This is a genomic window from Halobacillus amylolyticus (genome assembly GCF_022921115.1).
Taxonomy (GTDB): domain Bacteria; phylum Bacillota; class Bacilli; order Bacillales; family Halobacillaceae; genus Halobacillus_A; species Halobacillus_A amylolyticus.
This window is the reverse complement of record NZ_CP095076.1, coordinates 105,963-129,701: the sequence shown is the minus strand read 5'-3', so window position 1 is coordinate 129,701 and position 23,739 is coordinate 105,963. Positions and strand designations below refer to the sequence as shown.

The window sequence follows — 23,739 nt, the reverse complement described above, 5'->3', positions numbered from 1 at the left end:
AAATTGAATTTTTTGAACGGAAGCCAGGTGTTCAATAATGGACAAGATCGATAATCGAGATCCATATTTCGACAATGCTAAGTTTTTACTTATCTTTTTGGTGGTCTTTGGTCACGTCATTAGCCCTTTGAAGCACGACAGTCAACTGTTGTTTGCCCTTTACACAGCCATTTATCTGTTCCATATGCCTGGGTTTGCTTTAATGTCTGGTTACTTTGCGAAGAAGTATCAACAAAAAGGGTACATCTTAAGCATCACTAAGAAGCTGCTACTCCCCTATCTCTTATTTCAAGCCATTTATAGTGTCTATTATTATATGGTGGGGAAGGAAACAACTCTAACATTTAATTTCTTTCAGCCTCACTGGACACTTTGGTTCCTTTTAAGTTTGTTTTGTTGGCACCTTCTCTTATTTCTTGTGGGAAGATTTAAATGGTGGGGGGTTTTAGCATCCATTATTTTTGGTATCGCTATAGGATATATAGATGTGATCGGTCAATCTTTAAGTTTGTCCCGTACCTTTGTGTTCTTCCCGATCTTTTTATTAGGGTTTTGTTTACAAAGGGATCATTTTAACAAAATTAGAAATCAGGCGCGGTGGAAGTGGGGTGGAGCCATCTTACTTTTGACTATATTAACGGCCTTTTACTTTGTCTTCCCTGAAGAAGGTATACAGTGGCTGTTTGGATCCTATTCATATGGAAGTATGGGGGTAAGTGGTTGGGAAGCTGGCGCTATTCGATTAACACAATATGGACTAACTCTTATCGCAACCATCAGTTTTTTAGCACTGGTACCTAATCAACCATTTAAACTAACCGTTATAGGGGCAAGAACAATGTACGTGTACTTACTTCACGGGTTTGTTATCCAAACGGTTAAGGCTTTCATTCCTCATAAGCAACTAGATCTATTATCTAATCACTTGCTATTATTATTTGTCGCATCTATAGGAATTTGCTTAGTTTTTGGCCATCAGGGAACAAAGCGACTAACACGTCCTATCATTTTAAATTAGTCGGTTTAGAACAGCACTCTGTTTGGATCATCATATCATGTATAGATCAAATTAAAGGGATGGCTTAGTAGCCATCCCTTTATGTCCTAGAATGGAATGGGGGGTAGAAGCCATTCCGTGTACATAATACCATATTAACATTTGTTCATATATAGATGCCATGTGACAACTTCTTAACTATTTAACATCTAACCATTTCGTGTGTAAGATCTAGTTCTTCAGATGACTCGTATAAGATTTAGGTACTAACACAATGTTTTTCTTAGCTTCGTCCACATAAACGGACAGGAACCTGATTTCCTTTCGATTTAATCTATCAATGGCTTCGGCAGGAATAAAGATACTACCTTTTCTGCCGATGACACAAACCATATCAGTTTCACTTACCTCTTCCTGTACGATAAGATTGCTTTCTTGAAAACGTAAGCTAACACTGTGTCCTTGAATCCAGTTAAACTTGTCCCTCCATTTACGAGGGATGTAGAAGCGTTTAGAGGGCTTGACCTCAAATGTTTTGCCAATCGGTCGTAACATGAGCATCACCTCCATAATCAGTAAACTCACACTGAATATTGATTATTTTTTTTATTTTTGATACTAATGTAACTCACCCCGAACACAAATAGCCCGAATACACCAAGTACAAATGAGATAAATGGCCAGTTAAGACCTTGTTTAGGTTCAACTAAAAATACATCAACTTGTTCACGATTAAGAGCTAGTTTATACATTCCGGGTTTTTGTTCAAGTACTAACCCATCATGTAGGATCCCACGTAACTGTTTCCCTTCTGGTAACCCTTTAATCTCTGCTGTCCTTGTGGAGCGATCATTATTGATAGCAACTACCATCACCTGATCCTCCAGACTGCGTTTAAATATAAAAAATCCGTCTTCACTATACAATTTCTCGAAGTCCCCACGAGTCAATACAGGGTATTGGTCCCTCAAGGCATTTAGTTTTTCAATTCGTTTACTTAGTTGGCCATCTCCAGAATTGAAATTCATAAGTCTATTATTATCAGGTACTTCACCTCCATCTAAAGGCACTTCACTTCCATAGTAGAGGATAGGAATACCTGGAGAAGTAAACATATAAGTTAGTCCTAATTTCCACCTAGTGATTGGATTTTGACGGTTTTCAAGTGCTAGCCTTGTAAAGCGTTGACTATTGGGGTCATCAAGAAAATGACCTATATTAAAGGAATTATATAGTTTTTTATCCCGTTCCCATTGATTAAAAAGAGGATTAAGTGACTCGCCAGCTTCCTTGAATGAATTTCTTGCACGTTTAGAGAAAGGATTATTAACGAAGCTATTTACCCCGGTTCCTTTATATTGTGATATAGAACCTTCATTCTTTATCTTTCCGAGTAAGATAAAGTCTTCGTCAATCGATCTTACACGATTAGAAAAATCTGTCCAAAATTCTTTAGAAACTGGTTTTTCCGTATCTAAGCCAAAGCCATCAACGCCAGTTTCTTTGATCCAGAAGGAGGCTGCATCCAATATGTATTGTTTTACTTCCTCGTTTTTCATATTCAAGACAGAAGGAGTAGAAATTGCGGGACTATTGGAATCCTCCTGTTCGTTCATATATTGTTCTTTGAGGTACCAGTCTTCTTTCTCCGGATCTTTCCGCCAAGGATGTTGATTCCCTGTATAATTGACAACAAAATCAAAGATAACCTTCATGTCCCTTTTGTGAGCCTCTTTGACTAATTTCCTGGCATCTTCGATGGTCCCAAAGTGTTCATCAATAGCTTTAAAATCTATAACTGAATAACCATGATAGCCATTTGTCCCATTGTCCATAATAGGAGTTAGTTGGATGGTGGTAAATCCCATTTTTTTAATATAATCCAACTTTTCAATAATCCCCTCAAGATCTCCCCCCTGGAAGGAATTAGGATCATTGACATTAACATTTTTATCATTTTCAGTATTTCCATTCATGAATCGATCGACCATTATGAAATAAATACTCCCGTCTTGCCATTTACGGTCTCCTTTTTCATTTGCCCCTACAGGGAGTCCGTCAAAAAGGAGAAAGGATATCATTATAACTGTTAGCAAAGTAATTTTTTTCATTCACTATTCCTCCGTTGCCTTTGAAGACTTATACATAGGGGGATTCTATTTTCCATTGTGTTAAAATCCAGTCCAACCACCAAAAAACTGATTGGTTATAAAGGAAGTGAATTGAGTCATCCAACCAAAAAATAAAACGATCCCCATAGCAATCATGGCATAACCACCAACAGCCATGATTTTTCGATTATGTTTCCTAATCCATTTTAACCTTCCGATAAAAAGAGCCATGACCAGGAAGGGAATGGAGAACCCTAAGACATAACTAATCATATACAGAACAGCCTGGTTGGGTGAAGAGACCCCAAGAGCAATGACAGCCGCAAGAATCGGACCCGTACAAGGAGTCCACCCAGCTGCGAACCCCATACCTACAGCACTTGACCCTATATATCCTTGAGGGCGTTTTTTTAAGGGAACTTTATAATCTTTCATCAGTACTTCAGGTTTAAAGATCCCGAGCGTCACTAAGCCTAAAAAGATAATTAAGATGGCACCTAATTGGCGAATTAAATCATCATAACGAATAAACCACCCACCAATCAAAGATGTTGAAAAACCGATGGCAATAAATATGATGGAAAAGCCAAAGAGAAAAAACAAGGTGTGAAGCAAGGGTTGTTTCTGTGCCAACAATTTTTTATCCTGTAAATCATCTAGGGACATCCCAGTAATATAAGATAAAAATGCAGGATATAAGGGTAGATTACAAGGCGAAATAAATGATAAAAACCCTGCTCCAAAGGCTAATAGTAGATTGATATCAGTCATCTGATTCTTTCCAGTCATCCGGTTGAATTCTCTTCATATATCCATGGATCTCTTTTTCCGTCATTCCAGCCGTAATGCGATCCACGACCCTGCCGTTTTCATCGATTAAGAAAGTAACCGGGATAGGTCCAATTCCGTATGCATCTAGTAATTCCTCACCGTAGTCCATTAACACGGGGAACGTCATTCCTTTACGATCGACAAATGCTTGTACCGTTACAGCACTTTCTCCTACATCGACAGAGAGAACCTGCACACCTTTATCTTTAAAAATTTGATATTGATTTTCTATGAAGGGCATTTCTTTCTCGCAGGGTTTACAGTAGGTTGCCCATACATTGAGAAATACACCTTGTCCCCGGTAATCGCTAAGTTGAATAGTTTCCCCATCAAGGGTCTCCAGTTTAAAATCAGGGGCCATATCTCCGGCATTGACGACCCCTGAATTTTTTGTGAAGTTCTGATATAGGACAAATCCTATGAGAAGGGCAAATACACTTAATATGGAGATACGCATGATCAATCGCTTGCGACGATTTTTCACTTTTAAAACACGCCTTTCTTTAGTGATCTATGATCTTAGATCTTTTCCCAGTAAACAGCAATGACCGTATAATTAGAAGCGTGTAGTTATGCACTCGTCAGAAGATGTTGCCTGATCCAGAGCAAGCATTTTAAATCCCAGTATAAAACTTCCTGCTTACGCGTAGGAATGTAAACCAGATATAATTAAGTTTACAGCGAGTAAGTTAAACATAATGATGGCAAACCCTCCTACAGCAAGCCATGCTGATTTCGTTCCATGCCATCCTCTTGAGAGTCTGAGGTGCAGGAAAGCAGCATAGAAAAAGAAGGTAATTAAAGCCCACACTTCTTTAGGATCCCATCCCCAGAAACGGCTCCAAGCTTCTTGGGCCCATATCATCGCAAAAATCAGCGCACCTAGTGTAAAAATAGGGAACCCGATAGCCACTGCGCGATAAGATATTTCATCAACAAGTTCTGGATTCACTTTTTTCAAGAGAGGCTGAATTGCTGCCCCAATGCGCTTTCTTAAAATTAAGCGTACCAGCCAGTAAAGAACAAGCCCCCAAGGAAAGCCCATAGGATCGTATTGAATTTAACAGCTGCATCCACACCACGCATCCACTCTGGCACATTAAAAAGTGGGTTCATATTATCAGTAAGTAACTCGCCGTCCGTTGGCCCAGCTATAGCTGGCATTTGGTAAGTAATCTCCACAGGTTGTCCTTCAATAGGGGCTTCGAAGGTGGCTTCATAATTCATCGCATTAAAGGTTGAAGAGATGATGATGAACGCTAAAGCTGCAGCTAGCATATAAATCACGCTCTCTAACCAAAAAGTATGCTTAGATCCTTTACTTTGATCCGTTTGGCGGATTAGAAAGATCAATCCTGCGACAAAACTAATCGATAAAATAGCTTCCCCAAGTGATGCCGTTGTTACATGGATATACAGCCAATGGGACTGCAATGATGGAACAAGTGGGGATATTTCACTTGAAAACATACTCGCAAAAGCAATAATTAACAGGGCAATAGGTAGTGCAAACAGCCCTAGAATGTTGATACGGTAAATAAAATACATAACAATAAACGCCAGGACAAGCATCATGCCAAAAAATGTTGTAAATTCATACAAATTACTAACAGGTACGTGATTACTCGCAACCCATCTTGTAAAGAAGTAGCCGACTTGACTAAGGAACCCTATTATAGTCAATGCTATGCCAATGTTGCCCGCCGTCCTCGCACTCTTCCTTTTCCTATCACGAATCGTTCCTCCGAAGAAAAATGTAGCAATTAGATAGATAATAAAAGCAGCATAAAGCAAGTTACTGCTTATTATAGTTAATTCCATTGTATACCCTCCTTGATGGCCTCCTTAGAGGCTAATTATCCACCTCTTGTTGATCCTTAGGGGACTCTATCCCCGTACCGTCAATCACCCGTTCAATATCTCGTCTTAATGCAAACCAGTTCTTGTTCGTATGGGCAGCGATCCATATTCCATTTTCCTTTGGTTTAATCCATATCCGTCTATGATTCCAGTACATTCCTTGAATGACGCCAATCATAAAGATAGCTCCACCTAACGCAATGAAAGGAAGCGTATAATCCTTTCGAACAGTCAGTCCGGTTACATCCCTTACATCAAAGTCAGTTAAGCCTATTTTATAGTTGTTTTCACCCGTCCCATCTACATTGACACCGATTCCCACAAAACTTATCTCAGGTTCCGATTCGCCCGGTGGATATACGTTGAATACAAATGCGGGGTTTTTTGGATATTTAGATACAGACACCGGTTCACCGTCTTGGAGTTCATATTCCGGATAGTAAGAATCAAGTACCACCCTATAGCCACTTTCAAGTTGGTACTCTGATTTCGGCTCGGCCAAGTTCACAGTAAATTGCCCATAAGAGCTGTCTTCATTGTTTTTATCATGAATCTTGAACGTCATTTCTTTAAATTCATTTAATTGATAGCTTGCCTGGTAAAGAGCAAATCCCCCAAACTTAATGGGATGATTCACACGGATCTGATCCTCTTTAATTTTTTCAAGCTCAGGATTTCCGCCGACTACAATAGGATCTGTTCTTTTATAAATAACAGCATTCGTTTGATAGATCTTCGGTACTGGACCCCCATTGTTTTGAAGGGCTTCCTGAAATCGTTCATCGTCCTCGTCATATGTTTCCAGAATAAACTTTTCATTCTTGATGTAATATTGTCCCTCTGTGCCGTTTATAACAGCCGTCTCACCCTCTCGGACCCAAATGTAATCATCTACATAAAGGGCAGGAATGAATCTGAGCAACGTCCCCAGTAGAAAGATGATTAATCCAATGTGATTGACATAAGGTCCCCATCTGGAAAAACGGTTTTTCTCTGCCAAGAGATGACCATCTTGCTCTTTAATCTTAAAATGCCTCTTTTTCAGATTTCCCTTCAATTTCTCTCCATCAATAAAACTAGATTCCGTCACGCCGAATATTCTTTGCTTTTTCATAAATAAATCATGACGTTTAGGTTTTTGTATTCTCAGTGTTTTATAAAGGGGAACAAACCGATCGATACTAGCAATAACAATAGAAATGCCGATCATTGCTAGTAAAAGCATGTACCACCAGGAGCTATATAAATTATGAAAGCCTAGCTGATAATAAATTTGCCCTGCTAAACCATATTGATCTGCATAATGGGTTGAGGCACTAACACCAGGAGGTATGTACATTTCTTGTGGAAATATCGTTCCAACTGCCGAGGCGACCAAAGTAAGTACAATGAGCCACACTCCAACCTTAACTGACGAAAAAAAATTCCATACTTTATCGATGATTGTGCGATTATACGTTTGGGATCTCCTGGCACTCCCATCATATCTCATATTTAATAAGGATTGATTATCGACCCCATCGGTATACTGGTTTACTGTAGGCTTACCACAAGCTTCACATAGTACCGTTCCCTCTGGATTCACATGACCGCATTCACATTTAATGTTTGTCATACACAAACCTCACAATTCAAAAGGTTCTATGCCTTTTAAGTTATCTATTGTAAATACCCGTGGAGTTGTTTTGGCTAATCACCCTTTGTTACGTATCATTTCCTTACCGACAGCAGCAATATACTAATGAGGCTGAATGCAAGTAAAGCTAAAAAGGGAATGGTGATAAAGCCAAACCAATTGATGTATTCAGAACTACAAGGAACCCCTTGCGTACAGGGCTTTATTTTAGCAAACCCAGGTACCTTCTGCTCCATGTAATGAAAGATGGAAACAAGTCCTCCAATGATGGATAAAGGTAATACATATTTGATTACTTTTCGATCATTGAAAAAGGTAGCAATGCCAAGGATGATACTCATTGGATACATAAAAATTCGCTGAACCCAACAGAGCTCACAAGGAACAAATCCCCGAATTTCACTAAAGTAGAGACTACCAAGGGTGGCAAGGACAGAGATGATCCAAGCCATGTAGAGAAGATAAGACGGACGGTTTTTCCTATTTTCCATAGCCTTATCCATTATTGTCCTCAAGATTTTGGTTGATTAAACTAGTTATTGCTTTGTAATCAAACGGGTTTTCTAAGATTTGACCATTGATCATGATGGTTGGAGTTTGTTGGACGTCATATTCGTTGACCAGATCCGTATCGTTTTGAACTTCTTGAGAAATGGCGCCTGAGTGAAGATCCTGTCTCATTTGTGTTAGATCTATGGAAGGAACACTTTCCTCAGCTACCTCAAGAACTTTTTCATCTGACAACCATTTTTGATCATGATTTACGTCTGGCTGGGCCTCAAAAAGAGCTTTATGAAAATCCCAAAAAGCTTCCGGTTTTTGTTTGTAAACGGCTTCTCCAGCTTGGGCAGCTAATTTAGATCCTTCTCCATGAAACGGGGTATTAATATAAGTAAAATTGGCTTTTCCTGTGTCGATGAATTCCTCTTTTAATTGCGGATACACACGCTCACTCCATTTCTTGCAGGCAGGGCATTTATAATCACCGAATTCAATGATTTGTACAGGTGCATTATCCTCTCCCATAGTGGGGTGTTTTTTTATCGAAGGGGATTCACTTACAGTAGTGCTATTGCTATTGCTTTCTCCTGCACTTTGTTTTTGATTACCTAATACAACAAGGGCTGAAATCAACCCTACAACAACTAAAGTAACTACCATAATTATAGGCATCGGATTCTTTTTAGACATGGGTTTCACTCCTTAACCGTTTATTTTTTAGCAAGATACGCTAGATTTAGAACAACCCTATCATGAAAATTGATTGGGGTTTACGCATGATTATAACGATTCCATGACATTTAAGGCTTTCTACGATCACTCTCTTTTTTTCTCTTATTTCTTTTTAAAAGGATGACTATGAATATCGTGTATATCATAGAGATACCTACAGCCATGAGTGTTATAGACAAAAAAAATGGATCCATCATAAAAGAGCTCCTTTCTTGAAAAAAATCTACTAAACTTCTTCAATTCAACCGATTATAGTTTAACACCCAAATATATATCCATTCAAATAATTATTTGAATGTTGGCATAATGTCATCTCTCATTTTAAAACTAAAATGTGATCCCTGAAAATAACAAAAGGCACTCTGTGAAAGAGTGCCTAATAAATGGAAGAATTACTATTAAAGAAACAAATAAAATTACTCGTTCACAGGCTGATCTGGTAACTCATCAATTTGTGCATCCTTCGCTCTCTCCAATCGTGCCCATTTAAAGAATACATAGGTTATCGCCGTACCATAGGAAAACTCCTGAACGACCTTCATAATGATACCCCCTAGTCGCTGATCCTGTAGTGGGCCAAGCCATGGGAAAAGTTGGGGTGATTCATAGATAGAAGGATATATTACATCTCCCCCAAAAATAATTAAAGCACAGGCTGGTGTTATTAACAGTCCATTCGCAAACATATAACCAAGTTTCTTTAAATAGGACATGTCGTTAATTTGACCTTCTGGGGCCAAAACTTGGATCCACATTAAGAATGCAGATGTGTTCAAGACAATATGTAAGATCTCCAATAGAATAAATTCCTCTAGAAAGTATTCATAGATGGATGGTATATGATAAAAGGACCAAAGTGCATTAAATAATATTAAATTAATCAAAGGAGACTTTAAAATACGTAAGATCTTTGGTTTGAATATTTTTTCGTCCAAAAAGTGATAAAACCCTCGCGGCATACCTAATAGAATAAGGGGTGGCATAACAATATACATCAAAGATGTTTGAAGCATATGCGCACTAAATATAAGATTGTTAGATAAGATAGCAAGAGGACCTGCTAATGAAATATAAGTGGTTAATAAACCTAATTGAAAACATATCTTTTTCCTAAGATTACGTTCTCCTAAACGTTTCTCTGATATTTTACGCATTATCCTAAGGTAAGCAATGTAAACCACTATTAAAGACAAAAGTAAAATGGGATTCAGTATCTCGAACCAAGTGTACTGTTGAAATAAATTCCCTTCACCAGTTGCCCTTACATCTGGGTTATGAGCAAATGCTTGAATGGGTAAAAAGGTAAACAAGAACAGTGTTAAACCTAGTATGTTTACTCGATTCTTTACTTTCATATTTTTAATCTCCTTGTTTTTCGGCCATTTCCTACTTCATAGAAAAAAATTCCGAATTGGTATTTTTCAAGAAACTATGTAACCAAACGTTGTCTTTGAATTTAACATGCTTTATAAACTTTTTGAAGTACGTTTTGTGTTTACTTATAAGTTTGGTCCACAGACCAAGGGGATAAACCTCCTCAATAAACCAACAGTGACATAATTGGTGCATACCCTGCGTTGACATATGCGCTGTAAACGCATAAAATATAAACAAATAATCAAATAAACATTTGAATAAGGGTGATAAAATGAGTAAAGATATAGTGAACACAGGATCTCCTGATACGTGTGATACATTTTGTTACGATGAAGAGATCGTTAACCGGATACAACCTCAAATGGATAACGTTCAGGGTGTAGAGTTGATTTTTAAGGCATTATCCGATGCCACACGTTTAAAAATTGCCTATGCTTTAACATTGGAAACGGAACTATGCGTGTGTGATGTGGCCAACATCATTGGTTCAACCACGGCAACGGCTTCCCATCATCTACGATTATTACGAAATATGAAATTGGCTAAGTATCGAAAAGAGGGGAAGCTTGTCTTTTATTCTCTAGCTGATGACCATGTACATCAGTTAGTGTCTATCGCGATGATTCATTCAAAAGAAGGTGATTCTAATGGAAGATCATAAAAACGTTTATCGTCTTCAAGGATTATCCTGTACCAATTGTGCTGCTAAATTTGAAAAAAACATACGCGATATTCAAACCGTTAATGATGTCAATCTTAACTTTGGCGCATCTAAAATAACAGTCCACGGAGATGCATCGGTTGAACAATTGGAACAGGCAGGAGCCTTTGATGGAATCAAAGTTTATCCTGAACGCCAACGACAGCCAGAGAAGAAGGAGCCTTTTTGGAAGAACCGTGGAAATGTCATGACGATGGTTTCTTTATTATTCATCGTGATTGGATATGTACTATCGTTTCAATTAGGTGAAGATAACGTCATAACGATTGGAACGTTTGCGACAGCGATCTTAGTTGGTGGTTTTGAATTATTCAAGGTAGGTCTGAAGAACCTAACTAAGTTCCAATTTGATATGAAAACCTTAATGACCATAGCTATTATCGGTGCTGCCGTTATTGGGGAATGGGGGAAGGTGCTGTTGTTGTTTTCTTATTTGCTTTGAGTGAAGCACTGGAAGGCTACTCCATGGATAAGGCACGCCAGTCCATTCGTTCTCTAATGGATATTGCCCCTAATAGAGCTACCATTAAACGTGGCGATGAAGTTATGGAAATGGATGTTGAGGATGTTCGAATCGATGATGTTATGCTTATCAAACCAGGGCAGAAAATCGCTATGGATGGTGAGGTCGTCAAAGGTCAGTCATCAATTAATCAATCAGCGATAACAGGAGAATCCATACCAGCCCATAAAAATGTTGGCGATGAAGTATTTGCCGGAACGTTAAATGAAGAAGGTGTACTGGAAGTTCGTGTGACCAAGCACGTAGAAGATACAACGATTTCGCAAATCATTCATCTAGTTGAGGAAGCACAAGCTGAAAAGGCACCGTCTCAACAGTTTGTCGATAAATTTGCCAAATACTATACTCCGGCTATTATCACAATTGCTTTCCTTGTCGGTGTTATTCCTCCCCTTTTCATGGGTGGGGTATGGTCCGAATGGATTTATCAGGGTCTAGCTGTTTTAGTTGTTGGTTGTCCTTGCGCGCTTGTTATTTCAACTCCAGTCGCCATTGTTACGGCGATTGGAAATGCTGCACGTAGGGGCGTGCTTATCAAAGGTGGAATTCATTTAGAGGAAACCGGTCGCTTAAAAGTCGTGGCTTTTGATAAGACGGGGACCCTCACTGAAGGTGTCCCTGAAGTTACAGATATAGTGTCTATATCAGGAATCGAAAAGGAAAAGTTATTAGGTGTTGCAGCTGCTATTGAAGAATATTCACAACACCCCCTTGCTTCAGCAATTATTCGTAAGGCTGAACAGGATAATACGGAGTCCTATACAGCTGAAGATTTCCAATCCATTACAGGCAAAGGTGCAAAAGCATCCATCAAACAAACAACGTACTATATTGGAAGTCCATCTTTATTCCATGAACTAAGCTCTATTTCAAACGAAATACAACAACAAGTCAAAGACCTACAAACACAGGGTAAAACTGTCATGCTGGTTGGAAACGAACAAGAAATAAACGGCTTAATAGCTGTGGCTGATCAAGTTCGCAAGGATAGTCCGTCCATCCTTCAAAAACTGCACAAGTTAGGTGTTAAAAAGACGGTGATGTTAACAGGAGATAATGAAGGTACAGGAAAGGCCATTGGTCAACAGTTAGGGATAACCGAAGTGAAAGCTGAACTCTTGCCCCAAGATAAACTGGATGCCATTAAGTCTCTTCGGGAACAACATGGAAATGTGGCCATGGTTGGAGACGGTGTCAATGATGCCCCTGCCTTAGCAACAGCTACGGTTGGTGTGGCTATGGGAGGAGCTGGAACAGATACAGCCCTAGAAACAGCCGATATCGCATTGATGGCTGATGATTTAGATAAGCTTCCTTATACCATATCCTTAAGCCGGAAGGCTTTAAATGTGATTAAACAAAATGTGACCTTTGCTCTTGGAATAAAAGTTATAGCTTTGTTACTCGTTATACCCGGTTGGTTGACTCTATGGTTGGCAATATTCGCTGACATGGGAGCCACGCTTATTGTCATTTTAAATTCCTTACGATTAATGAAGTCAAAATATGGTGATTAAATATAAATCCCCTTTTCCTTTTTGGAAGGGGATTTTTTAATAATTATACGATCCCCAATCTCGTTAAATCCGAATAAATCATTTTTTGGGGTGGAACATATAGGGAAGAAAGTAAGGGAGGAACAAACATGAAACTGAACAGCCCTAGGTTTGGAGCATGGTTTAGTACATTTGCCTATCTACTGGTTGCTGCCATTAAAATTATAATTGCATTGCAAGCTGCCTCTGTGGCGTTACTAGCAGACGGTTTAAATAACCTTACCGATATTGTTACCTCCGTAGCGCTTATAATCGGGTTATACATAGCTAAAAAACAGCGTGATGATAATCATCCCTATGGACATTTACGGGCTGAAAACGTTGCTTCCCTACTCGCCTCGTTTGTCATTGCTACGATCGGTTTTCAAATTTTATTTGATACAACTCGTTCCATTATTAATAATAATTACGCTACCCCAGACCCCTTGGCTTCTTGGATTGCCTTTGGAAGTGGGGCCTTCATGTTTATTGTTTATTTTATAAACCGTAATATAGCTTCTAAAGCCAATAGCCAAGGTTTAAAGGCCATTGCAAAAGACAACTTTTCCGATGCTTTAGTGAGTATTGGTACGGGGATTGGAGTATTAGGAGCACAGTTGGTCTTCCTTGGTTGGATCCAATTACAGGTGTTGTGATTGGTCTTGTAATCCTATGGGCAGCATGGGAGATTTTTGAGGAAACCTCTTTGATTTTAACAGATGGAATTAACCCTGATGACATACAAAAATACAAGGAGACTATTTCCAATATTGATGAAGTCGAAGGTGTGAAGGACATAAAAGCAAGGACTTCAGGTAGTAAGGTTATAATAGATGTAACCATTACACTTCCCCCAAGTCTTACGGTTAAAGAAGTTAGCCATATTGTTAATAAGATAAAAGAATTAACAAAAGAAAAGCATGATAGTCTTGTCACGTTGGTAGAAACTGTTCAGTGCAAATAAAGTTACTTGCCTTCAACGTCTGAAAGCCGCATTTTCAATGAAAGAATGCGGCTTTTTTTAAAAGGTTGTTTCGTTATTTAGCAATCGCGTCCCTTTTGTGGAACTAGAATATGTACGATTAAAGGAGTAACCTACTCCTTATGAGATGGCATTTGTCAGCCACCTTCTATACAAGTAGTCGTTGAACTTCCAACAATAGCATTGAGTTCTTGAAGTAAAGGAGTCAATGCATTAGCTTCAACCATTGTTCCTAAAGTTTTTTCAGCTAGTGGAATATTGTATTTCTTAAAAACATCGATTGTATTTCCCCAAACTTCAACGATAGCTTTGGGTGACATATTTGACTGTATGATCACTTTGATAACCTCCTTTTTTATTGGCGTGGGGCAAACAACATAATAGAAACTCCAACTAAGCATATACCCGCACCTACCCAGTCATAAAAATCAGGCGTTTTTTTATCAATACCCCATCCCCAAAGGACAGACAATATAATAAAAACACCTCCGTAGGCCGCATAAACTCTCCCAAAAGAAGGGAACGTTTGAAACGTAGCTATAACACCATACATAGCTAAGGATAAGCCGCCTAACATCCCCCAATAAAAAGGTTTTCCTTCTCTTAACCACAGCCAAATAAGATACCCACCACCAATTTCAGCTAACCCAGCTAAAAGGAATAATATAATCGTCATAACCAACCCTCACTTCTTTTTTAATCGTTTTTAACCTTTTACACAAGATATTCAACAAACTTGTCCGGACAAAAAGATGGATCGATCATAAAAAGAATTCTCTTTTTTACATGATCTAGTCAGGGATATTTGAAGTTAACTTCCACCTGAAATACAAGGTGTGTAGCAATAACAATAGGATTAAGCTCATAGCGAAAAACAAAAGGCTAGAGCTGTAAGGGATATTAATAAAAAGCGCTTGTTGGAGTGAAGTAACTAACATAATTACCCCTACACTAATGGTTGTTTTAAGAAGGAGCTGCTTCAACCTTTGGGGTTTGCTAAAAAATCTCATAAGAGTAGTGGCTATAAACCAGTATATAACAACCAGTGAAGTAAGAAAGATCATGTTTTTAGGACCTAGTAGTAAGCTCGTAATGAAACTGGAAATATAAAACAACACAATGTAAATAACAATAAAAAAATAAGGAAGTTTATGAGCTGATTTCATGAAAACATAGATTCTCCTTTTTATAGTTAGAATATTTTAATGTTTCAAGGCCTTTTGTCTGTGACAAAAGGCCTTTATATTATTGAACTCCTATCATCAAAGCAAAATAGAATGATAAAACCATAAGTAAGGTAGCGCTTGAAGTCATGGCTACCGATTCCCGTTTAACGGCTGCCATAATAGTTATCGCCGTAAATAACACGCCCATAATACCTAAAAGAAGACTCATGGGTCCAAAAGAAAAGCTTACGTTAAATATCTTTAAAGACTCTGCATTTTGAATGGTTTCAACTAGATCACTTTGCGTAAAAGTTGTGTATAGGGGGAAGCCCCATAAGACTTTATTAAACTATAGATTTGATGCGGAGGCCATGACTGCCCCATGAATGCGGTCAGGCCAAAAATAACCAACGCATAGATACTTTCTAATCGTGCCCATTTCAAGGGGTTAAAAGATGCATCATTGTTCCTTTTTCGAAAAATAATTCCATTAATTATCGCGAATAATACTAATGAAACCATGAATAAATGCTTAAAAAGCAAGGCTTGTCCATAGTTTACGGTTAAACTATTCTGATACTCTTGAAAAATGGAGGCATTAGGATAGTCGTATGAATTAATATCAATACTCATCGTAAAATAGCCTGCCACAGAAACAATAACCAAACAAACCACTGCAACCGGGGTAAACCATTTAAGAAATCGTAACCAATTCTCCTTTGTCTTTGAAAACCAACTTGCTACAAAAAGAATCCCTATCCACACCGTGACAGCTAAAAAATGAAACGTATGGGCTAGAAAACCCTGCCACTCTGTGATAGATGCTGCATGACTGGATCGTGTGTAGCCAACAAGCATTAACAATGTCAATAATAGAGCTAAACCAAGCAATATGGGATTAGATTTGAAGTTTTTAGGTAGTAAAACTCGAATAAGAAGCGCTGAAATAAGGGTAATGAACACCCAGGATTGACCCACTTCAAACGTAAGTAAGACATTTTTAAAAATGAACCACATATCCCGATCTGCCGAGAAGATGGCCGTTGTTCGAATAACGGGAAATAAAGCAGCTAGAGGGATAATTCCTGTGGCTATGTACAATGTTTTTTAGGAACGTGAATCGGTGGTTTATGATTCTCCGGAACGAGTAACAGAATGAGTGCTCCAATTAAAATGGAAAAAGAAATATACAATAAGACTTCAGATAACGTCAATAAAAATATCATGACTTTGTATCACCCTCCTTATTTCTTTCTCTTGCTAAACAGCATCCAGAACAATAAAAAGGCCCCAGCAATGGTTATAAAGATAATGATCCCATACATGAATGGAGATGGACTCGATTCATTATTATCAACTTGCTGTGAACCATTTCTTTCATCTGTCTCTTGTACCAAGGTTGAATCATCTGGTTTTGAAGTCTCAGGCTCTTGAGTTGTTTTATCTTTAGTCTCTTGATTGTCTTGTTCTTTATCTGGTGAAGACTCTTGGGCCGCCGATATCGTAAATCTGTATTGGTTTTTAATTAAATGACCATCTGCTCCAAGGATCTTCCAATTTACCTGATACGTTCCCGATGGAAGGTTTTCTTCAAAATTAGCTTGTAAGACATTATCGTTTAAGTTTACCGAGCTTGGTTTGATTTTTTCTTCTTTTTGATTTAGAACATAAAGAGTACTCCCGTTTTCAATTTTAGTATTAAAAGATAATTCTATTCGTTTAACGGTTTCTTCTAGTGTTGCCCCTTCCTTAGGCGTGGAGTTTTGTAATACAGAGTGTGCTTCTGCGCTCTTCATTGGGAGCATACTTACTATCAATGCGAATACCATAAACGAAGCTAACAGTTTTTTATTCATCGAATCTTCCTTTCACAATCTTTACCTTTTTAAAAGGAGTTTTCTTAAGTCTCTAACAATAGCATCCATTTCAATGTCTACTCCTACCTCTTTATGACTCCTCCTTCTGACGTGACTTAAAGATACTGGTCCCGTGAGCGAATCCACCGTAAAGGTCTATTTACCTAACATGTTTCTTCAATTTAGATAAATGGAATGAATATCCTTTCACTCATGCTTATCCCCTTTTTCTTAACGAATTCTTAATCAGAATAACACCTTAACGATGAAGAAGGCTTTCCAATCTGAAAATTGTTTGAAAGTGTTCAAAAACGAAAGAGAGATCACTTTTCTCCCCCAAAAATGCCCCCAAAGCTAAGCAGTGGAGGCATACGATTTAATGGTCATGTTGGTGAGAATGATCTTCACCTTCATTTTTACATAAAAGAGAATCATCATGAGGGTGTTCACGTGTTTCCATTTGGACCGTTACATGGCCAATATCTTTATCCTTTAGTTGGGACTCAACGTTTCTTAATAGTTCCTGACACTCTTGGACTGTTAAATTCTCCGTAACTACAGCATGGCAGGAGAGAGCATTTTGTCCACTTGTAATACTCCATACGTGTAAATCATGAATCCCTAAAATCTCAGGAATCGCCTCTATCGTATCGGTGATGTCTTGGATGTTTACGTTTTTAGGTGTCCCTTCCATCAGAACATGAACAGAATCTTTGGCTACACGCCAACCACTAATTAATACAAGGACAGCTACAATGACACTTGCAAGAGGGTCTGCCCAGCCCCATCCCAAGAACATGATGAGTAGCGCAGCAATAACAGCACCCACAGATCCTAATAAATCACCTAATACATGTAGAAAAGCAGCTCGCAAGTTTATGTTTTCCTTGGTATCCCCCTGACGCATCAAAATCCAAGCAACAATTACGTTTACAAGGAGACCGATGATACCTATCGTCAGCATTCCAACGGAAGCAACTTCAGGGGGATCTGCAAATCGCTGAAAAGCTTCATAAAAAATGTACAATGCAATTAATATGAGTGTAACTCCGTTGAAGAGGGCAGCTAGGATTTCAAACCGTTTATATCCGTAAGTCTTGCTATAGTTGGCTACTTTTTCTCCCATTATAAAGGCTAAAAGGCCAACCCCTAACGAGACGGAGTCACTTAGCATATGACCTGCGTCAGCTAAGAGAGCAAGACTATTGGTTAAGACCCCCCAATAGCTTCTACAATCATATACAAAGTAATAATAATAAAACTAATCATTAAAGCTTTTTTGTTTGCGCCATGCGTATGATCATGGCCATGATCGTGTCCCAAACTCATACCTCCTATGTTAATCCCTTATTCTTAAATGTTTATTAACAGTGACTGGCGTGCTTAATCGTTTGGTTTAGCATATTCATAACATGTTCATCATCATGGGAATAATACAGACTTTTCCCATCTCTGCGGAATTTTACTAACCGTAAGTTCTTTAGAAAAGTTAGCTGATGGGAAACTGTTGATTGACTTAGGCTTAGATGTTCAGCAATTTCGTTCACAGCATATTCATTTTGAAACAGTAAATGGAGAATCCGAATTCTCGTAGGATGGCACAATGCTTTAAAGGTTTGTGAAACGACAAATAATGTTTCCTCATCAAGTTCTTTTAGGAAACTGTCGTCCACTTTTTCCTCAAAATCACGTAACTCTGTTACCACGGCTTTACTATTATTTTTCGTTTGTGTTGCATCATTCATTAGCAATATCTCTCCCTTTCTGAAGTTATCCCCTCTACATATGTATATATTAACATATGAACATATTACACGCATGATAAATCAACGTCAAACATAAATAAGTTATTAGGGGGATACATTCATTTTACGCTTCTGATTAATGTCAAAACAACTATGGAGAGATAGAATGGGAACTGCATGGATTATGGGGCTTTTGCCTCTGGATTAGGAATAGGAATCGGCGGAATTTTTGCTTGGATTTTTAAAGGAGTTCAACAAAGCTTTATATACGCTTTATGCACGGGCCTTATCATTGGATTGTTAGCTTTTGAAATGATTCCTGAAAGTCTCCGCCTGGGGGGATGGGGAGTATTTTTTGTAGGGGCCATTGCTGGCATCACTCTTTTTCGGTGTATTCATCACTCTTTAGATAAGGTTACAATCATTACCCGAAGCCCTCAAAAAGATATCTTTGTTCGAACAGGTATTATCTTAACCATTAGTATTTCTGTTCATAACTTTCCAATGGGATTTGTACTTGGTTCAAATATAGGTTCAGAGTTAGCTGGTGCCATGGTGCTAACTCTCCTTTTACATAACATTCCCGAGGGGATTATCATATTCACACCCTTATTTTTATCGGGGTTTGGGATTCTAACCTGGATGTTGTGTACAATGGTTGTTACACTCCCCATCATCATAGGATCTCTATTGGGGCAATTTATCGATATTAGTTTCCCTTTTTTGTTAGCCTTCATTGTAAATATAACGATTTCCATTATTCTCATGGTTGCCATACAGGAAATTTTTAAAGAGTCTATAAAACAATCTTCCTGGATGTATAGCCTTATTGTGGGTATGGTAGGAGTTGGGGGTATCTATTTATATTTAACATTAAGCTGAGCAAAATAACCTCTTTAAAAGAAAACATTCGAGAAAAAGAAATAAAAGAACTTACCCTTACCATCTCACTTTATGGATCTAAAATAAAAAAATATATGTCTCTAACGATACTAAACAATTGCTACTTAGGACCAATAATTAAAAACTACTTACCTCACAGGCTGTTGGGATCATCTCAACAGCCTGTTTTTTATGCGACTGATTCAACTACCTAAGGGAAAACCATTAATAACGCTAGAAACTTCCATATTATATGGTCATCCCTACTCATCTTATCCCTTAACGCATTGGGACCATGTGTAAGTTGTTTAGAGGAAAAACAAAGTGACCATCATGAGAGTGGAAACATTCACCAGTTTTATTACAAAAGGGTTAATGATTTTAAGTATTCATTACAAGCATTTAATCAATACACTCTACTTATAAGTTAGTGATATTATGTAATCTAGCACCTTTAATGCTTTTTGAGCAACCACAAAGCTTGATACATTTGAAACTAGCATTTTTATCTAATTCAGTGACTTTGTGGTACAGAAAAAACTTTGGACAGGGGTATCAACATGAAAAGAATCACATTAATTGTAGCCATGATGGTTATTATGAATGTATCAATTGTCTCAACAGCTTTTGGTGCATCAGATAAATTCCAATCAAATTTAATGAGCGAAGCTGCTATCATGATAGACTCAGAGACGGGCGAAGTGCTCTACGAAAAAAATGCCAGTAAAAAAATGTATCCGGCTAGTCTAACCAAAATTGCAACAGCTATCTATGCGATAGAAACGGGTAATTTAGATGACGTTGTCACCGTTAGTGAAAATGCAAGAAACACGGTTGGAACAAAAGTCTATTTGGAGGAAGGGGAACAAGTTACCCTAAAAAAGTTGCTTCAAGGGCTGCTGATTAATTCCGGTAATGATGCGGGTGTTGCGATTGCGGAACATTTGAGTGGGAGTGTAGAGCGTTTCTCCACTGAGATCAACCAGTATTTGAAGAACGTCGTTGGCGTTAAAAATACCAATTTTGTAAATCCACACGGTCTTTTTGATGCTCAACATGTAACTACTGCGGAGGATTTAGCTAAAATTACACAGTATGCAATGAAGAATGAAGTGTTTAGAGAAATATTTGGCACAAAGAAACTAAAATGGAACGGCGAATCTTGGGATACTACTCTTTATACTCATCATAAGTTAATGAGGCAAAATCCATATAAAGGAGTAACTGGTGGAAAGACAGGATTTGTTAACCAATCAGGATTTACATTGGCAACTACAGCAGAAAGAGAAAACATAAGCTTAATAGTGATCACCTTAAATAGCAATTTCCAAAGAGGGGCTTATAAAGACACTACAAAACTACTAGACTATGGATTCAGAAGTTTTCAAACTTCTACTATCTCCGAAGGAACCACGTTTATAGTTGATGGCGTAAAGTATAAGGTCCCCGAAAAACTATCCTTTACAAAACCCTTAAATAGAAAGGTAACTAAAGAAGTAAAAAATGGAAAGTTAAAGGTTATTGATCAAAAAAATGGTTCAGTCCTAACATCCCTTAAATTGGATAAGGTTGAACCTAAAAAAGAAAAGGTAATGAAGGAACAAGATTCAGCATCTAAGAACGTTGATGCGGTAGGGGTAGTTCTCGGAAACCTCCCAAGGGTAGTATCTTTCCTTGGTAAGACATTGCACACCCCGTTGTTATTGAATACTCTTTCGTTCTAATCACTTATCGATTTTAATAAATATTGGTATGCTTGGTAACGATAAATGAACCCTTGCATGCCAAGGGTTTCCAATAGAGTTTGATTAAAGTAAAAATCATCCAGTACTGCGGTTCGAAAAAGTCCAAGCCCAGGACTTACTTCAAACCTCGTACTATACGTCCCCACCAAAGAAAATTAAACCTTCCTCATCATGATAGGGGGCACAAAAAAGGCTTTTTCGATCGAATCTTTGGGGTTAGATCGAAAAAGCCATGAAAAATCTATAAAGGGGTTACAACTCCTATTGCATCTAACTATTCGGGTCTCGCCAACATCTTTGACTCACGCTTACAACCCTAAATTAGAAAGAATCTATGGCCCTCATTCGAGATTCATAATAAGATTAAACTGGATATTTCAGCAATAAGTCGTAGCATTATTTATTACGACGATTTACAGCTAGGAAGTGTTATTTCGCGCGAACCTATTTATGAAATTTCAAATTACTTTTGTCAACCTTTGTAGTCTCTAGGCAAATGGGGCAAGGTTCGTTATTGTTTTCCATAGCTGAATTTTGGAAGGTCTGTTTATCCATTTGAACAGATTTGGATAAAAACAAGTGATGACAATGCTCACATTGGGCAAACAACTTTTCAGGCATACATATCCCCCCTTGAGTAGCTAATTTCTAGTTTATATAAAAATATACCTTTAATTTATTGAATTTAATCGAAGATACGTCCAAAAACACCCATGTAATGATAAGTCGAAAAAGTAAAAAAGACCAGATTAGAATAAGCTAGTCTTTCCTGAAGACCTAATTTCTTTAGAAAAAAGAAACTATGGTTTGTATTGTTTTGTTTTCGAAAATAATAAACACACCTAAACCAATATAAATTATTGCCATAGCCCATCTGCTGTATTTTTCAACTACTTCTTCGATACCTCCAATGTTTAAAAGCTTTTGTGCTGTGAGTACTAATAAATAAATTAAAAGGATAAATACAATTAAAGTTATTAGTAGTTCCCTACTGTTCAAAGTTATAAAATACGGAACAAACAATCCTATATTATCAGCGCCACAACTTCCTATTACTACCAATGAAACAGTTTTTACTAATTTACTTAATCCTCTTTTTTCTAATTGTTCTTCTACTATTTCTTCATCAGAATCTCCAAAAATTGCAACTTTCAAGCCAAAATAAATAGGAATCAATCCAAGCAGTCCCAGAACCCATTTTTCGGGAACAAAATTTAAGACATATGCTAAGAACAAGCTAATACCAATCAAAACAAATGAACCTAAATACTGGCCTATATAAATATCTCTATATTGCTCTCGAGTCTTGGCTCTCGCAAAAAAGATTAATAATAAAACGAATAAATCTAACGCAGTCGCTCCATATATTATAACTGCTGTGACAATTGTTTGAACCATAACACACCTCAATCAAAGTTCTAATTGAATATATTTAACTTGATTCAATTAGAAAGAAAATATACTTAATTCATTGATTTATTTAAATTCTAAAGGCAAATTGTTTACAAATAAAGGATATTATCTCGATGTCTTCTACTATCCTGCCATATAATTTAATAGTAATTATGTTAAAACCCCATAATCTCGCAATGCGTTACTCCACAATATGGTCTGTTTGTAGAAGATACCTTTTTATTTATAAAGGTATCTTAGTATCAATAACGTTCGTTTTTGATACAGAAATACGAAGAAGAAAATTTATTAATTTATCCTTGATATTCTAGTTTCAAAAGTCGTATCAAAAACAAAATATCAATATATACACTGAATATCCTTTTTGATAATATATAAGTAACGAATTTCAAAAGGAGTTACAAAATATGTTATTTGGGTATGCCCGGGTCAGTACAAAAGATCAAAATTTACATATGCAATTTGACGCGTTAAAGAAATATGGCGTAGAAGAGAAAAATATCTATTCAGAAAAAATCACCGGAACAAAAGAAGATCGGCCAGCATTCATGGAAATGATGAAGTATCTACGCGAAGGAGATACAGTGGTCGTTTATAAACTCGATCGTATTGGCCGTAGTACAAAACACTTGGTGGATCTCATTAATGACTTCCAGGACAAGGACATTAACTTTGTTTCCATAAACGAAAACATTGATACAACAACAGCGATGGGGAAACTTGTTTTTACAATCTTCAGTGGTCTGGCTCAATTTGAACGCGACATTATATCTGAAAGAACAAAATCCGGATTGGATGCTGCTCGAACTCGGGGAAGAAAAGGTGGTCGACCAAAAAAAGACAAATCCAAGCTGGATATGGCCTTTCGCATGTATGATAGTAAAGAGTATAGTATAGAGGAGATACTGAATGCAGCTGACATTAGCAGGGCTACTTTTTATAGATATTTAAGTAACCGTTAACTCTCAATAATTTCCTCGAAAAAGAGTTCTTCCTTTCTCCTACTATATAGTTCAAAAGCAGTTAGCCAAAATAGGGGGAGCGTCAGAAAATGCGGAATTACAACGTTAAATACATTTTTTCTAAAAATTAGATCCCATCTCGTGTATAATACTTTAAATCCTCA

23 protein-coding genes and 3 pseudogenes are annotated in these 23,739 nt (G+C 37.6%); 8 read left to right on the top strand and 18 right to left on the bottom strand.

The features are described 5' to 3' along the window. The first annotated feature begins 37 nt into the window (after nt 1-37). Nucleotides 38-1,018 (top strand): acyltransferase family protein, encoded by a 981-nt coding sequence (locus MUO15_RS21495; protein ID WP_245036244.1) that lies wholly within the window; start codon nt 38-40, stop codon nt 1,016-1,018. 210 nt (nt 1,019-1,228) lie between these two features. Here MUO15_RS21495 and MUO15_RS21490 read toward each other — a convergent pair whose 3' ends face one another. From MUO15_RS21490 to MUO15_RS21450, 9 genes and pseudogenes are all read right to left on the bottom strand, one after another. Next, complete coding sequence (locus MUO15_RS21490) at nt 1,229-1,552, bottom strand: hypothetical protein (protein ID WP_245036242.1); 324 nt, start codon at nt 1,550-1,552, stop codon at nt 1,229-1,231. Nucleotides 1,553-1,578: 26 nt separating this feature from the next. Continuing rightward, nucleotides 1,579-3,108: an alpha-amylase family glycosyl hydrolase gene (locus MUO15_RS21485; RefSeq protein WP_245036240.1), complete on the bottom strand. Its 1,530-nt coding sequence runs from the start codon at nt 3,106-3,108 to the stop codon at nt 1,579-1,581. Nucleotides 3,109-3,168: 60 nt separating this feature from the next. Continuing rightward, nucleotides 3,169-3,879, bottom strand: coding sequence for a cytochrome c biogenesis CcdA family protein (locus tag MUO15_RS21480; protein ID WP_245036360.1), 711 nt, complete (start codon nt 3,877-3,879; stop codon nt 3,169-3,171). Then, nucleotides 3,872-4,423, bottom strand: coding sequence for a thiol-disulfide oxidoreductase ResA (resA, locus tag MUO15_RS21475; protein WP_245036238.1), 552 nt, complete (start codon nt 4,421-4,423; stop codon nt 3,872-3,874). Before resA ends, MUO15_RS21480 begins: the two co-directional genes overlap by 8 nt. A 156-nt stretch (nt 4,424-4,579) precedes the next feature. After that, nucleotides 4,580-5,760: pseudogene (gene ccsB, locus MUO15_RS21470) on the bottom strand (c-type cytochrome biogenesis protein CcsB). A gap of 31 nt (nt 5,761-5,791) precedes the next feature. After that, a complete protein-coding gene (resB, locus tag MUO15_RS21465; protein WP_245036235.1) occupies nt 5,792-7,414 on the bottom strand; it encodes a cytochrome c biogenesis protein ResB in 1,623 nt (540 codons plus the stop codon). Nucleotides 7,415-7,509: 95 nt separating this feature from the next. Next, complete coding sequence (locus MUO15_RS21460; protein ID WP_245036233.1) at nt 7,510-7,938, bottom strand: disulfide oxidoreductase; 429 nt, start codon at nt 7,936-7,938, stop codon at nt 7,510-7,512. After that, entirely contained in the window at nt 7,931-8,626 is a 696-nt protein-coding gene (locus MUO15_RS21455) for a DsbA family protein (protein ID WP_245036231.1), read from the bottom strand. Before MUO15_RS21455 ends, MUO15_RS21460 begins: the two co-directional genes overlap by 8 nt. A gap of 458 nt (nt 8,627-9,084) precedes the next feature. After that, the gene (locus MUO15_RS21450) at nt 9,085-10,023 is read right to left on the bottom strand and encodes a cytochrome c oxidase assembly protein (RefSeq protein ID WP_245036229.1); all 939 of its coding nucleotides are present in this window, start codon (nt 10,021-10,023) and stop codon (nt 9,085-9,087) included. Nucleotides 10,024-10,316: 293 nt separating this feature from the next. Here MUO15_RS21450 and MUO15_RS21445 point away from each other — a divergent pair, with 293 nt between their 5' ends. From MUO15_RS21445 to MUO15_RS21430, 4 genes and pseudogenes are all read left to right on the top strand, one after another. Then, a complete protein-coding gene (locus tag MUO15_RS21445) occupies nt 10,317-10,706 on the top strand; it encodes an ArsR/SmtB family transcription factor (RefSeq protein ID WP_245036228.1) in 390 nt (129 codons plus the stop codon). Further along, nucleotides 10,693-12,806 (top strand): annotated as a pseudogene (locus MUO15_RS21440) (heavy metal translocating P-type ATPase). Before MUO15_RS21445 ends, MUO15_RS21440 begins: the two are co-directional and overlap by 14 nt. Before the next feature lie 128 nt (nt 12,807-12,934). Then, nucleotides 12,935-13,480 (top strand): cation diffusion facilitator family transporter, encoded by a 546-nt coding sequence (locus MUO15_RS21435; protein ID WP_245036227.1) that lies wholly within the window; start codon nt 12,935-12,937, stop codon nt 13,478-13,480. Next, nucleotides 13,456-13,788: a cation diffusion facilitator family transporter gene (locus MUO15_RS21430; protein ID WP_245036226.1), complete on the top strand. Its 333-nt coding sequence runs from the start codon at nt 13,456-13,458 to the stop codon at nt 13,786-13,788. Before MUO15_RS21435 ends, MUO15_RS21430 begins: the two co-directional genes overlap by 25 nt. A 155-nt stretch (nt 13,789-13,943) precedes the next feature. Here MUO15_RS21430 and MUO15_RS21425 read toward each other — a convergent pair whose 3' ends face one another. From MUO15_RS21425 to MUO15_RS21400, 7 genes and pseudogenes are all read right to left on the bottom strand, one after another. Continuing rightward, nucleotides 13,944-14,144 carry a hypothetical protein gene (locus MUO15_RS21425; protein WP_245036225.1) on the bottom strand — a complete coding sequence of 67 codons (201 nt, stop codon included), beginning with the start codon at nt 14,142-14,144 and terminating at the stop codon, nt 13,944-13,946. 17 nt (nt 14,145-14,161) lie between these two features. Further along, nucleotides 14,162-14,482, bottom strand: coding sequence for a YnfA family protein (locus MUO15_RS21420; RefSeq protein WP_245036224.1), 321 nt, complete (start codon nt 14,480-14,482; stop codon nt 14,162-14,164). A gap of 781 nt (nt 14,483-15,263) precedes the next feature. After that, nucleotides 15,264-15,989, bottom strand: a complete 726-nt coding sequence (locus MUO15_RS21415; RefSeq protein WP_245036223.1) for a copper resistance D family protein — start codon at nt 15,987-15,989, stop codon at nt 15,264-15,266. 74 nt (nt 15,990-16,063) lie between these two features. Beyond that, entirely contained in the window at nt 16,064-16,198 is a 135-nt protein-coding gene (locus tag MUO15_RS21780) for a hypothetical protein (protein WP_256464198.1), read from the bottom strand. A gap of 18 nt (nt 16,199-16,216) precedes the next feature. Then, entirely contained in the window at nt 16,217-16,828 is a 612-nt protein-coding gene (locus MUO15_RS21410) for a copper resistance CopC family protein (RefSeq protein ID WP_245036222.1), read from the bottom strand. Nucleotides 16,829-17,204: 376 nt separating this feature from the next. After that, a pseudogene (locus tag MUO15_RS21405) lies at nt 17,205-18,157 on the bottom strand (cation diffusion facilitator family transporter). Nucleotides 18,158-18,192: 35 nt separating this feature from the next. Beyond that, the gene (locus MUO15_RS21400; protein ID WP_245036221.1) at nt 18,193-18,573 is read right to left on the bottom strand and encodes an ArsR/SmtB family transcription factor; all 381 of its coding nucleotides are present in this window, start codon (nt 18,571-18,573) and stop codon (nt 18,193-18,195) included. A 177-nt stretch (nt 18,574-18,750) separates the two neighbouring features. On the opposite strand from MUO15_RS21400, the gene MUO15_RS21395 reads away from it, so the two are divergent. Continuing rightward, nucleotides 18,751-19,455 carry a ZIP family metal transporter gene (locus MUO15_RS21395; RefSeq protein WP_245036219.1) on the top strand — a complete coding sequence of 235 codons (705 nt, stop codon included), beginning with the start codon at nt 18,751-18,753 and terminating at the stop codon, nt 19,453-19,455. A 560-nt stretch (nt 19,456-20,015) separates the two neighbouring features. Further along, nucleotides 20,016-21,179: a D-alanyl-D-alanine carboxypeptidase family protein gene (locus tag MUO15_RS21390; RefSeq protein WP_245036218.1), complete on the top strand. Its 1,164-nt coding sequence runs from the start codon at nt 20,016-20,018 to the stop codon at nt 21,177-21,179. Between the two features lie 465 nt (nt 21,180-21,644). Here the strand turns inward: MUO15_RS21390 and MUO15_RS21385 are convergent, their stop codons facing one another. Together MUO15_RS21385 and MUO15_RS21380 are read right to left on the bottom strand one after the other, a co-directional pair. Continuing rightward, nucleotides 21,645-21,821, bottom strand: coding sequence for a hypothetical protein (locus MUO15_RS21385; RefSeq protein ID WP_245036217.1), 177 nt, complete (start codon nt 21,819-21,821; stop codon nt 21,645-21,647). 165 nt (nt 21,822-21,986) lie between these two features. Then, nucleotides 21,987-22,598, bottom strand: coding sequence for a CadD family cadmium resistance transporter (locus MUO15_RS21380; RefSeq protein ID WP_305853293.1), 612 nt, complete (start codon nt 22,596-22,598; stop codon nt 21,987-21,989). A gap of 422 nt (nt 22,599-23,020) precedes the next feature. On the opposite strand from MUO15_RS21380, the gene MUO15_RS21375 reads away from it, so the two are divergent. Further along, the gene (locus MUO15_RS21375; RefSeq protein WP_245036215.1) at nt 23,021-23,575 is read left to right on the top strand and encodes a recombinase family protein; all 555 of its coding nucleotides are present in this window, start codon (nt 23,021-23,023) and stop codon (nt 23,573-23,575) included. The last annotated feature ends 164 nt before the right edge of the window (nt 23,576-23,739 follow it).